Origin of the sequence: Methylobacterium sp. Leaf117, assembly GCF_001422985.1 — a bacterium.
In the GTDB taxonomy this organism is placed as follows: Bacteria; Pseudomonadota; Alphaproteobacteria; order Rhizobiales; family Beijerinckiaceae; genus Methylobacterium.
The window spans coordinates 735,395-747,471 of sequence record NZ_LMNL01000001.1; the positions used below are offsets into that span (position 1 = coordinate 735,395).

Here is a 12,077-nt window from a genome sequence, read left to right on the forward strand (position 1 = left end):
GATCAGATCTGCCGCCGAAGCCAGCGCCCGACCCGCTGCAGGGGCGATACCCGTCCGGCATGCCGTCGGACCGCGTCCTCCTCCGCATCCCGGGTATCAAGGGTATCGAAGGCCCGCGCGCGTGCCAGCATTTCAACGGCGACGGCGGTCGGATCCGGCAGGGACCAGCCGAAGTGGAAGCCAGCCTCTTCACCTGTTTCAGTGCCGATGGCGGAGTAGTAGCGCGCCTGGGTTCCGTTCAGGGCATCGAGGAGCGGGAAGTTGGCGTTGATATGCGCCGCCCAGTTCAGGCCGAGAATGCGCCGGCCCGGCGCAGCAAAGACGGCAGTGTGGAAGGCCGACCCCGCCGTCCCGAGCACCATGCGCCGCTCGGATAGTAAGCGCGCAAGTTCGGACAGACGTAGACTCTCCGGATAGACGATGTCGACGCCTCCGCGCTCCAGCGCCTCGCATAGGACCTGCTCGTTGCGAAGGCGCGAGATTCCGGTGCCCAGACGCGTTTTGGAAAGGTAGACGGGTCGCGGTTCTGTATCGACCAGGGCCGGGTCCCAGAAAGGCTGTCCGACGAAGCGCGCCAGGGTGCCGTGCACGTCGTGGACGAAGTCCTGCTCGCGTAAGCTCGGCCCAGGCACCATGAGGCGCGGAATGCGGGTCGGCCGCTCGAACGTCGCGAGATCGTCGAGCGTCATGTCGAACCGGGAGAGAATCTCGATCAGGAAGGGCAGCGCCGCCCAGGTCTCGCACCGTATTTCAGGTGGCCCGAGCGGATGACACAGTAGGCGCGGCTTCGGGCCGTCCCAGGTGAGGAGCGGCCACAGTCGTGCAAAGGTGCCAAACAGGAAGTGGCCGTAATGGGTGATCAGCGGTCCGACGTAGAGAGTTGGTCGATCCTCCGCACAATCGGTGACCTCCGATACGACCGGTTCGCCACTCGCCTCGATCGTGTTTCCGGCAGCATCGAGCAGGCCCCAGCGGCCGTCTGCGGTCACGGGTTGATACACGGCATCGGTGACGACCCGAAGGCTGGGAAGGGCGTCACGATGCTCCGTCCGCCCCCAGACCGTACGGCAACGCTGAAGTGTCACACTCATGGATGGACCGGACCTTAAGGTTGAGACCGTGAAGGCATCGGTCCGGCAGCCTCGCCACGGTCCGACAGACGCTTCATGGTACCGAACCGCTATGTGGCACGAGGGCTCGGTTCGAAGACGACCTTTCGGGCAGGTCCTTGTACACCTATAGTTTCTCCCACATGTCCACGCCGCTTCGTCCTGTCCGCCGCCTCGATCCAATTCTCGTCGACCGCATCGCAGCGGGCGAAGTGGTTGAACGCCCTGCCTCGGCCGTCAAGGAACTCGTCGAGAATGCCATCGATGCCGGCGCGCGCAGCATCGAGGTGACGATTGAGGCCGGCGGACGGCGGCTCATCCGCGTCGTCGATGACGGCGCGGGCATGAGCGCCGACGACTTGGCTCTTGCGGTGGAGCGCCATGCCACATCAAAACTCCCGGGCGGCGATCTGACCCGTATCGAGACGCTCGGATTCCGCGGCGAAGCGCTGCCCTCGATCGGCGCCGTCGCCCGCCTGACCCTGACGAGTCGCACGGTCGAGGCCGAAACTGGCGCCACCCTAACGGTGGATGCCGGCATGAAGGGCGAGGTTCGGCCGGCACCGAGCGCGCGCGGAACCCGCATCGAGGTGGTGGACCTGTTTTCCGCCACCCCGGCGCGCCTGAAGTTCCTCAAATCCGACCGGGCCGAGACGACGGCGATTGGCGATATCCTACGCCGGCTTGCTGTGGCGCAGCCGCAGATCCGTCTGGCGTTGCGCTCGGAATCTGGAACACCGGCGGTCTTCCCCGCGGAGGCCGAGACCGGTCCGGCCGCGACCCTGCGGCGGCTGACCGCGGTGTTCGGGACCGATTTCGGCACGAATTCGCTGGTCCTCGACATGGCGCGCGAAGGCTTTGCCCTGTCGGGCCATATCGGCTTTCCGAGCTACCATCGCGGGGCGGCCAACCAGATCCACTTCACCGTCAACGGCCGCCCGGTTCGTGACCGGCTCCTGCTTGGTGCCGTTCGGGGTGCCTACGCGGATACCATGAGTTCGGATCGGCATCCTGTCCTGGCACTTACGATCCGGTGCGATCCGGCCCTGGTCGACGTCAACGTACATCCGGCTAAGACAGAGGTACGCTTTCGCGACCCTGGCCTGATCCGAGGACTGATCGTCAGCGCGATTCATGAGACGCTGCGGCAGGCAGGCCTACGCGGTTCGACCACAAGCGCCGCCCGAACCCTTGACGCGCTGCGACCGGCGAGCCTCCACGTTCATACTGGCGCGAGCCCATATCCGGTACCGAGCCCGAGCCAAGCCCGAGGACTTCCATCCTTCGCGGCTCCGATCGGCTATCGCCAGAGCTCGTACCAGTCTTCCGCCTTCACGGGGTTCGGGGAAACGCCCCAAACGCTGATCGACGAAGCGCCTGCGGCCCAACGCAGCGGCCCAACTCAGGCTCAGTTCGCTGATGAATTCGCGCCACCCTCGGCCGATCTGCACCGGGAGGCAGAGTTGCCCGAGACAGTCGGGCATCCGCTCGGCGCGGCGCGGGCGCAACTGCACGAAACTTACATCGTCGCCCAGACCGCCGACGGATTGGTGCTGGTGGATCAACATGCGGCGCATGAGCGGCTCGTCTACGAGCGTCTGAAGCGCGAGCGGGCGCTTGGCGGCATTGCCCGCCAGGGCTTGCTTATTCCTGATGTGGTGGAGATGGCCCCGGGAGATGCGGAGCGTCTGGTTGCGGCGGCACCCGACCTGGACCGACTCGGCCTCACCCTGGAAGCTTTCGGTACCGGTGCGGTCCTGGTGCGCGAGGTGCCGGCGGCCCTGGCGAATGCCTCGATCCGGGGTCTCGTCACCGATATCCTCGATGCGATGACCGAGAGCGGGCTTGAAGACAGCAGTCCCGATGGAACCGATGGCAGCGGCGGCCCCCTCGGTCGGCGCCTCGACGCGATCCTGTCGCGCATGAGTTGTCACGGCTCGATCCGAGCCGGGCGCCGCCTCCGCCCTGAGGAGATGAACGCTCTGCTGCGCGAGATGGAGGCGACGCCGCTGTCAGGCACCTGCAATCATGGCCGCCCGACCTTTGTGGAGCTGAAGCTCCACGACATCGAGCGGCTGTTCGGCCGGCGTTAGATCGCGGGGCCTGTGATCCTTAAGCCGCCGGCAGGTTGGCGGCGGCCTTGAGAGCTTCGGCGAGCGCCTTCTCGCGGGCCTCCGGACCGAGCGCGATGCCCTCGGCCACAATGATTTCCGGCTTGGTGACGCCGATGAAGCCAAGGACGGCGCGGAGATAGGTTTCGGCGTGCTCCGCCGCCGCATTCGGGGTGCCAGCCCCGTAGAGGCCGCCCCGCGCCACGGCGACGATGACCCGCTTCTCGGGTACGAGACCGACAGCGCCAGTCTCCGTGTATTTGAAGGTCCGGCCCGCCACAAGGATGCGGTCGACCCAGGCCTTGAGCTGCGAGGAAATCGTGAAGTTATAGAGCGGTGCGCCGATCACCACGATGTCGGCAGCGAGGAATTCCTCAAGCACCTCGCGCCCCAGGGCGACGTCGTTCTGAATGTCGGGGGTGTTGCTCGCGTTCGGCTGCTGGCCGGCCAGGTAGGCACCCGACAGGTGCGGGATCGGGGTCGCCGCCACGTCGCGATAGGTGACGTCGAGATTCGGCGCCCCAGCCTTCAAGTGCGAAACGATCGCGGCCGAGACGGAGCGGCTGACGGAGTGATCCCCCAGGATGCTGCCGTCGACGTGCAGAAGCTTCATGTTCAATCCCCGGTATCAGAAGTGTACCGAGGCGCTATAGAGGACCAGACCCGCGCGAGCGCAAGGAGGCACATTCGTGAAACCCGGGCACATCGAGGATACCGCGACAGCGCGCGATCACCGCCCCGCCGACTGTCGAATCGTCGGGACCGTGCTGGCACGCATTGGTGACAAGTGGAGCATCCTCGTGGTGATGACGCTGACGGATGGACCGCGGCGCTTCAACGAGTTGAAGCGAACGATCGGCGGTATCTCGCAGCGGATGCTGACCTTTACTCTGCGCGGCCTGGAGCGGGACGGACTGGTATCGCGAACGGTACATCCGACGATCCCGCCGCGCGTGGATTACGAACTGACGGCGTTGGGTCGCTCGTTGCAGGACCCCGTTCAGGCCCTGGGAGCCTGGGCCTTCGCCAATCTGCAGGCAATCCAGGATGCGCGGACGCTCTTCGACGGCGAGCAGATCTCGTGACCGCCCCACTCCGTCAGGTCCAGTACAGCACCCGCGCACGTGGCAATTCGCGTGCAACGGCAGCCGTGATTGTCTCGCGCATCTGTCGCATCAGGTCACGCGGGTAGACGTATTTCAGTGAACCGAACTTGGTCATCTTCCGGGTGCGTTCGTCCTCTCGCATCGGAAGGTCGGAGCCCGGATACCAACCCTGCAAAACGTCTTTCGAACCGGGAGTGAACCGATGCGTGATCAGCTCGACGGTCAGATCGACGTCGGGCAATCCGGCGAGGGCATCGGCAACGTCCCGCAGAAGCGCGGCATAGGCGTCCGGCCAGTTCGGCACGGGGAGGATCGGCGCGATCGTGAGCCCGACCGGGTAGCCGGCGCGCGCCACCGCCGCGAGAGCGCCGAGACGCTCATCGAGGCTGGCGGTGCCGCCCTCGTAGCGGGCTGCCGCGCGGGCATTGACCGAGAAGCGGATACGGGTACGTCCGCGATGCGGCAGGTCCAGCAACGGCGCCACGGCCGCGAATTTGGTGGTGAAGCGTAGTTGTACCGGCGCGTCCCACGCACCGAAGTACTCAATCGCAGCGGAGAGTGATCCCGTCAGGTGTTCGATGCCAAGAGGGTCGGTATAGCACGAGGCCTCGAAAGTCGTTCCCTCCTGCGCGCGCTCTTCCTGGGCTGACGTTATCCCGCCTTGGCCGAGATAAGCTGGGAGGTTGCCGAGGATCGCGTCGAGATTGGCGTAGGCCCGGGTCACCGGCGGACCCGAGAGCGAACCCGCGAGGTAGCAATACTGGCAATGCGCCGGGCAGCCTTCCGCGAGGTCGAAGCGCCAGTCGGCGCTCGGCGGGATCGGCTGAAGTTTCAGCTTGGTGGGTGGGGCAACGACGATCGCGAGGGTCGCCTTGGCCTCGCGATAGGCGATGCGCGGATCCGGATTACGTAGGCCCGTCAATCGGTTGGCACTCAGGTGCTCGACCGGCAGCCCGAGCGCGGCGGCGCGTTCCACCATGGCACGGCCATGGGCGTGCTCGAGGGCGGCGGGGGTCACGAGGACGCGGCGCGGCCGCCAGAGGCGGGTCGGGCGCGGCGCGATAGGAGGTGCGGACGGAGCCCATTCCGCGGCGTCGGCTCGGGGTTCGGCGAGGACCATGCGGGGTGAACGCATCGGCCGCCTCAGGGGTCCGAACTGCGCAAAAGTGCCGCCGGTATACACCGAGGGTCACGTCGAGGTCGCGCTGGTATACGACGCAGAACGCGAAACGTCGTAGTCGCGTCTCAGCCGGTATAGCGCGCATAGGCAACGGCCGTGTCGCCGTAGACCCGGCGCTCCAGCTCGGTGAAGCCGGGTGGCAGAGCGACGTGCACGCTGGCCGCCTCCTCGACCACCGCGAGGGCGCCGGGCGCGAGCCAGCCGCCGGCCGCTGCGCCGGCCAGGGCCGACGGGGCGAGATCGCGCTGGTAGGGGGGGTCGCAGAACACGAGGGTGAAGGTGCCGCTGGTGCCGACCGGGCCGAGCCGGGTGGCGTCCCGCCGGAACAGGCGGGTCGACCCCTCCGCCCCGAAGGCCTCGATGTTCTCGCGAATCAGAGCCCGGGCCTCGACACCCTCGTCGACCAGGAGCGCGTAGGCGGCGCCGCGCGACAGGGCCTCGAAACTCAGCGCGCCGGTGCCGGCGAACAGGTCGAGGACCCGGGCTCCGGCGACGGCATCGTCATACGCGTGGGCAAGGACGTTGAAGATCGCCTCGCGCAGACGATCCGAGGTCGGACGAATCGCGTCGGTCTTCGGCGTGGCGAGGCGGCGCCCGCGATGGTCGCCGCCGACGATCCTCACCGGCTCCCACCGCGGGGCGGACGACCACCGCCGCCGGGCCTGCTCCCACCCGGCTTGCTGCCGCCTGCGCCGCCCCGGCTGAAGCCACCCGGCTTGCCACCGCCGGGCTTAGCGAACCCGCCGGGCTTGCCGAACCCGCCTGGCTTGCCGAACCCGCCGGGCTTGCCACCGGCCTTGAAGCCACCGCCCGGCTTGCCGGCTCCCTGGAAGCCGCTGCGCTCGCCATCCTGGCGCGCGGAACCGCCCTTGAAGCCGCCGCGATCGCTGCGGTCGGCGCCGGAGCGATCGTTACCCCGAAACCCACTCGGTTTGTCGCTCTGGAAGCCGCGGGGCTTGTCACCCTGGAAGCCGCTGGGCTTGTCGCCTCGAAAACCGCTGGGCTTGTCGCCCCGGAAACCACTCGGCTTATCGTCCCGACGGTCGTCGCGAGCCGGCGCGCCACGGGCGGCCGGGCGAGCGCCGCGGGCGTCGTCGCCTTCGGAGCGGTTCGGATGGGTGCGGAAGGGGCCACGCGGGCGGTCCTCTCCGCCGCGTGGCGGGCCGCGACGCTCGGCGCCGTCCTGAGGCCGGAAATTCCCCCGTTGGCGGTCGTCCTCCCGGCGCGGCGGCCGGCCCTCACCGCCGAAACTGCGGGCGGGACGGTCGCCGGCGGAACGGTCCGAACGGTCTTCGGTCTGCCGGAACGGGCGGGCCTGCGCCTCGGCACGGGGGAAGCGGCCCTCGCGGGGCGCGGCCTCATCACCCCGGCGTCGTCCGGCGCTGTCGCGGCGGTGCGGCTCGGCAGCGGATTCCTGCGGGCTCGACTTCAGCCGCTCCACGAGGACGCGGCGCTCGCCGGTGCTGATGGCGCCGACACGCTCGCGGCCGCGGACGGCTGCGGCTTCGCGCTCGGCCTTCGGATCGGCACCCCGGCGCGGGATCTTCACCCGGCGCGGTGCGTCCTCGGCCCGGCCCTCGTCCTCGGCCCGCCAGACCGAGCGGCGCGGACCGGCGCTGTTGCCGCCGGTGGGCACCCGGGCGGGCTTGGCCGGCGCCATCGGGCGATCGCCGCCGCGGGCGCCGCGCGGCGCCCCGTCGTCGCTGCCATAGGAGTCGCGGCGCTGGGCGGCCGAGGCGCTGCGGGCGGGCTGCTTGGCCTGCTGCTTCGGCGAGCCGAAGGGCGCGATCGGCTCCCGCACCGGGCTCTCGAAATCGACGCCGGCCTGCTCCGACAGGGCAGGACCGAGCTGTTCCTTCAGCACCTTGGTGCGAATTTCTTCCGCCAGGCCGGCTTCGAGGTCGCCGAGCTGGAACGGCCCGAACGAGAGCCGGATCAGCCGGTTCACCGCCAGTCCGAGATGCTCGAGGATGCGCTTGACCTCGCGATTCTTGCCCTCGCGCAAGCCGAGGGTGATCCACAGGTTGTCGCCGGACGACCGGTCGAGGGTCGCCTCCACCGGCCCGTAATCCATGCCGTCGATGGTCACGCCCCGGCGCAGCTTGTCCAGCTCGGCCTGGGTGGTGTCGCCGTGGGCGCGCACGCGGTAGCGGCGCAGCCAGCCGGTATCCGGGTGGGCGACGACCTTGGCGAGACCGCCATCGTTGGTCAGGAGCAGAAGCCCCTCGGTGTTGATGTCGAGGCGTCCGATCGCCACCACGCGGGGCAGGTCCTCGGGCAGGTTGTCGAAGACGGTCTGGCGGCCCTCGGGATCGCGCGCCGTGGTCACGAGACCGCGGGGCTTGTGGTAGATCCACAGGCGGGTGCGCTCGCGGGCCGGCAGCGGCTCGCCATCGACGGTGATCCGGTCGTCGGGCGTGACGTTCATCGCCGGCGAGGTCAGCACCCGGCCGTTGAGGGTGACGCGGCCCTGCTCGATCATCGCCTCGGCATCGCGACGCGAAGCGATGCCCGCGCGGGCAATGGCCTTAGCGATGCGGTCGCCCTCGGGCGTCCCGGCGTCGCGGGACGGTCCATCGGCGGAGGCTGCCTCGGGCTTCGCGATCGGCGCCTTCACCAGCGGGGTCTTGCGGCGCAGGGGCGCGTCGCCGCCGCGCGGCATGGCGGCGTGCCGAACCTTGGGCTTTTCCTCGGCCGAAGGCCCGGGAATGCCCGCATCGGTCGCCGGCGCCCAGGCCTCGGCCTTCTCGGTGGATTTCGGTTCCGGGGCTTGCGGCGGGGTCACCGCGTCAGCGGCCTTCGCCTTGGCGCGCTTGGCTGTTTCGGGCTTGGCTGTCTCGGGCTTGGCTGTCTCGGGCTTGGCTGTTTCGGATTTGGCAGTCTCGGGCACGCTCGCCACCGGCTCAGCCGTCTGCGTTTCGGGCTGAGACGGCGCAGCTTTCGGCGCCTTGGATTTGGCGGCTTTGGATTTGGGGGATTCCGGTTTGGCCGCCTCGGAGGCGGGGGCCTCGGATTCGGGCGTCGCCCCCTCGCTCGACGGCGCCGCCTTCAGCTTCCGGGGCTTGGTCGTCGCGGACTCGTTCGCGCCGGGTTCATCCTTCGCCGCCTCCGACTTCGCCGACTTGGCTGTGTCGGACTTGACCACTTCGGACTTGGCCTTCTCGGACACTGCTTTGCGGGACACTGCCGTGTCGGATTTGGCCTTCGCAGGTCCAGGGGCGACGATCTCAGGCGTCGAGGTATCGGCTGTTGCGTTGCCGGCCTTGGCAGACTTGCCGGCTGCAGCCTTGGTCTTGGAGGCTTTCGCTTCGGATGCGTCGGTCATCGAGGGGCCAGCCTTCGAGGAACCAGCCTTCGAGGAACCAGCCTTCGAGGAACCAGCCTTGGCATCGAAAACCTTGCCATCAGACGCCTTGCCGCCGGCCCCTTTGGCGTCAGACGCCTTGGCGCTCGAAGACTTCGTCTTCACGGGCTGGCTCGCGGAGGCCGCGGGTGGCGCAGCAACGGGCGGAGTCGCGCCGGTCTCGGGTGCTGCCTTCGTCGAGGCCTTGGCCTTCGAACGGGAAATCTTGGCAGGCGCGTCCTCGGACCCGCCCATCGTCTTATCAGTCTTGTCGGTCATGCCTGCCCCATAACAGAGCGGACGCGTTGTTGCGAGTGATCCCGCGCGCTTGAGCCGCGGGTTCGCGCTAAGACCGGGCCCCACACGCGAAAAGGCGGCTCGCGCCGCCTTTCCTGTCCCGCCTGACGGCGCCGCCCGCGTGAGGGGGCGCGCGGTCTGGAGGTGCTTAGAGCTTGCTCTTCACGGTGTCGGCAGCGTTCTTCACGCCGTCCTTGGCATCGCCGACCGTCTTCTGGGCTTCGCCCTTCAGCTCCTGGGCCTTACCCTCGGCCTTCAGCTTGTCGTTGTCGGTAACGTTGCCGATACCCTGCTTGACGTTGCCGACGGCCTCGTTGGCGAGACCCTTGATCTTGTCGGTGGTGCTGCTCATCGTGCGCTCCTCGTCTGTCGTTGGCAGCCGAACCATTCATCGATCCAGCCGCATCGGGCTTTCCAACGGCCACGTCACGGCGATGTTCCCAGGCGTAACATTCGCATGGGTTAACGTTGGTTTCCGTGGTTTGCCGAACGCGCTACGCTTTTCCCGATGTCCGAACCGATCCCCGTCTTTCCCCCGACCCACCTAGACGCTGACGATCCCTTAAGCCTCGCCTTCGATGCCGCGCGAAAGGCGGCGGCGGAGGGCGAGGTCCCGGTCGGGGCCGTGGTGGTGAAGGACGGGGCGGTGATCGCGGTGGCGCACAATCGGCCGCTGGGCCTGCGCGATCCGACGGCCCATGCGGAGATCCTGGCGATCCGCGCGGCCTGTCTCGCCCTCGGTGACGAGCGCCTCAGCGGATGCGACCTCTACGTGACGCTCGAACCCTGCGCGATGTGCGCGGGGGCGATCTCCTTCGCCCGTATCCGGCGCCTGTATTTCGGGGCCTACGACGCCAAGGGCGGTGCGGTGGAGCACGGACCGCGCTTCTTCGCGCAGCCGACCTGCCATCACAGCCCCGAAATCTATGGCGGCTTCCGCGAGACGGAAGCCGCCGACCTGCTGCGCAGCTTCTTCGCAAACCGCCGCGAGCGCTGAACCCTCAACTTCCGCCGGCGCCCCCGCCGCCGCCGGTGTTGGCGATCGGCTTCTGGTTCTGCTCGGCATTGCCGGAGGCGGCCGAATTGTTCGAGATGCTCGACGCGCCGGTGGCTCCGGGCGCGATGGTCCCGACCGAACCCGGACCGCCATTGTCGATGCCGCCGGGCTTGACCACCGGGCCGCCCGCGACCCCGGGCGCCGTCAGGCGTGGCGGCCCGGGCTGCTTGATCTCGGCCGGCGCATTGCCCTGGGCGAGGGTGAAAGACGTGCTGGCCAGAACCAGCGCGAGCGTGGTGGGGATGATCCGCATGAGGTCCCTCCGAGCTGAGTGTGACACCATCAGTCTCAGACCAACACAGACCATCCCCGGCGGTTTCAAGCTTTGCCGGCGTCGGATGCGCCGGCGTCAGGCCGCTGCCAAAGGTTTCGAGACGTCCTCCAGGGATTTGCCTTCCGCCGCCGTGCCGAACAGGCCGCCGACAATAGCCGCCACCGCCATCAGGGCCGCGCCGATCAGGTAGCCGATCAGCACGTTGTCGCGTGAGCCGGTCTCCACCAGAGCGCCGAACAGGAGCGGACCGGAGACACCGCCGATGCCGGTGCCGAGCGCATAGAACACCGCGATGGCGAGCGCCCGGATCTCCAGCGGGAAGGTCTCGGCCACGGTGAGATAGGCCGCACTCGCCGCTGCCGAAGCGAAGAAGAACACCACCATCCAGGCCGCGGTCTGGCCCACCGGCCCGAACACCTCGATCTTGAACAGGTAGCCGGTGATCGTGAGCAGAACCGCCGAAATGCCGTAGGTGAAGGCGATCATCGGGCGTCGGCCGATCGTGTCGAACAGACGTCCGAGGAGCAGCGGACCGAGGAAGGAGCCCAGCGCGAATGGCAGCAGGTACCAGCCGACATGGTCGCCCGGCACGCCGTAGAACCGTTGCAGCACCAGCGCGTAGGTGAAGAACAGAGCGTTGTAGAAGAACGCCTGCGCCACCATCAGGGCCAGACCCACCAGGGTCTGTTTGCGATGGCCGACCAGCATGGTGCCGAACACCTCCTTGAGGGGGGTGTGGCTGCGGGTCCTCAGCTTCATGCGCTTGCCCTCGTCGATGGGCGGCAGGGTGTGGCCCTCGTCGGTGAAGCGCTTCTCGATGCCGGTGACGACGCGGTCGGCCTCGGCGACGTAGCCGTGGGTGGCGAGCCAGCGCGGGCTTTCCGGAATCCAGGTGCGCAGGAGGAGGATCACCAGGCCGATGCCGCCGCCGACGAAGAAGGCGATGCGCCAGCCCCAGGCCGGGTCGATCATGCCCGGACGCAGCACCACGATGGACAGGAACGAGCCCATCGCGGCGCCGATCCAGAAGGAGCCGTTGATCACGAGGTCGGTCCAGCCGCGCACGCGGGCCGGGACCAGTTCCTGGATGGTCGAGTTGATGGCGGTATACTCGCCGCCGATGCCGGCCCCGGTCAGGAAGCGGAACAGGCAGAAGCTGTAGATATCCCACGACAGCCCCGTCGCGGCGGTCGCCGCGAGGTACAGCGCCAGGGTGATGAAGAAGAGTTTCTTGCGGCCGATGCGGTCGGTGAGCCAGCCGAAGCCCAGCGCGCCCGTGACGGCGCCGACGAGGTAGGAACTGGCCGCGAGCCCGATGTCGAATTCGGTGAAGCTCATGGGCTCGGCCCGCAGCGCCCCCACGAGGGAGCCCGCCAGTGTCACTTCGAGGCCGTCGAGCACCCAGGTGATGCCGAGCGCCACGATGACGAGGACGTGGAAGCGCCCCCAGGGCAGGCGGTCGAGCCGGGCGGAGATGTCGGTGTCGATCACGGTGCCCATCGGGACCCGTTCCGGCGCCGCGCCTTGCGCGCCACCCCGTTCCGCCACGGCTCTGGTTGCCATCGAACCCTCATTAACCTTGTATCACGACAGTTGTTGG

11 protein-coding genes are annotated in these 12,077 nt (G+C 68.3%); 3 read left to right on the top strand and 8 right to left on the bottom strand.

Annotated elements, in window-relative coordinates; translation table 11 throughout:
* Positions 1–2: 2 nt before the first annotated feature.
* Positions 3–1,091 (bottom strand): glycosyltransferase family 61 protein, encoded by a 1,089-nt coding sequence (locus tag ASF57_RS03320; RefSeq protein WP_056479841.1) that lies wholly within the window; start codon positions 1,089–1,091, stop codon positions 3–5.
* Between the two features lie 161 nt (positions 1,092–1,252).
* Here ASF57_RS03320 and mutL point away from each other — a divergent pair, with 161 nt between their 5' ends.
* Positions 1,253–3,202 (top strand): DNA mismatch repair endonuclease MutL, encoded by a 1,950-nt coding sequence (gene mutL / locus ASF57_RS03325; RefSeq protein ID WP_056479844.1) that lies wholly within the window; start codon positions 1,253–1,255, stop codon positions 3,200–3,202.
* 19 nt (positions 3,203–3,221) lie between these two features.
* On the opposite strand, the gene ASF57_RS03330 is transcribed toward mutL, so the two are convergent.
* Entirely contained in the window at positions 3,222–3,833 is a 612-nt protein-coding gene (locus ASF57_RS03330) for an FMN-dependent NADH-azoreductase (RefSeq protein WP_056479847.1), read from the bottom strand.
* Between the two features lie 76 nt (positions 3,834–3,909).
* Between ASF57_RS03330 and ASF57_RS03335 the strand changes: the two genes are divergently transcribed.
* Positions 3,910–4,305 carry a helix-turn-helix domain-containing protein gene (locus ASF57_RS03335; RefSeq protein WP_056479850.1) on the top strand — a complete coding sequence of 132 codons (396 nt, stop codon included), beginning with the start codon at positions 3,910–3,912 and terminating at the stop codon, positions 4,303–4,305.
* Positions 4,306–4,318: 13 nt separating this feature from the next.
* Here the strand turns inward: ASF57_RS03335 and ASF57_RS03340 are convergent, their stop codons facing one another.
* From ASF57_RS03340 to ASF57_RS03355, 4 genes are all read right to left on the bottom strand, one after another.
* Positions 4,319–5,446 (bottom strand): spore photoproduct lyase family protein, encoded by a 1,128-nt coding sequence (locus tag ASF57_RS03340; RefSeq protein WP_056479854.1) that lies wholly within the window; start codon positions 5,444–5,446, stop codon positions 4,319–4,321.
* A 125-nt stretch (positions 5,447–5,571) separates the two neighbouring features.
* Positions 5,572–6,129, bottom strand: a complete 558-nt coding sequence (rsmD, locus tag ASF57_RS03345; protein ID WP_056479857.1) for a 16S rRNA (guanine(966)-N(2))-methyltransferase RsmD — start codon at positions 6,127–6,129, stop codon at positions 5,572–5,574.
* A complete protein-coding gene (locus ASF57_RS03350; RefSeq protein ID WP_082503665.1) occupies positions 6,126–8,168 on the bottom strand; it encodes a pseudouridine synthase in 2,043 nt (680 codons plus the stop codon). Before ASF57_RS03350 ends, rsmD begins: the two co-directional genes overlap by 4 nt.
* A 1,126-nt stretch (positions 8,169–9,294) precedes the next feature.
* Positions 9,295–9,498 (bottom strand): CsbD family protein, encoded by a 204-nt coding sequence (locus ASF57_RS03355; RefSeq protein ID WP_056180530.1) that lies wholly within the window; start codon positions 9,496–9,498, stop codon positions 9,295–9,297.
* Positions 9,499–9,654: 156 nt separating this feature from the next.
* Between ASF57_RS03355 and ASF57_RS03360 the strand changes: the two genes are divergently transcribed.
* Positions 9,655–10,143, top strand: coding sequence for a nucleoside deaminase (locus ASF57_RS03360; RefSeq protein ID WP_056479860.1), 489 nt, complete (start codon positions 9,655–9,657; stop codon positions 10,141–10,143).
* 4 nt (positions 10,144–10,147) lie between these two features.
* Here ASF57_RS03360 and ASF57_RS03365 read toward each other — a convergent pair whose 3' ends face one another.
* Together ASF57_RS03365 and ASF57_RS03370 are read right to left on the bottom strand one after the other, a co-directional pair.
* On the bottom strand, positions 10,148–10,456 hold the full coding sequence (locus ASF57_RS03365; protein WP_056180368.1) for a hypothetical protein: 309 nt from the start codon (positions 10,454–10,456) through the stop codon (positions 10,148–10,150).
* Between the two features lie 96 nt (positions 10,457–10,552).
* Complete coding sequence (locus ASF57_RS03370) at positions 10,553–12,040, bottom strand: MFS transporter (protein WP_056479863.1); 1,488 nt, start codon at positions 12,038–12,040, stop codon at positions 10,553–10,555.
* Positions 12,041–12,077 lie beyond the last annotated feature (37 nt).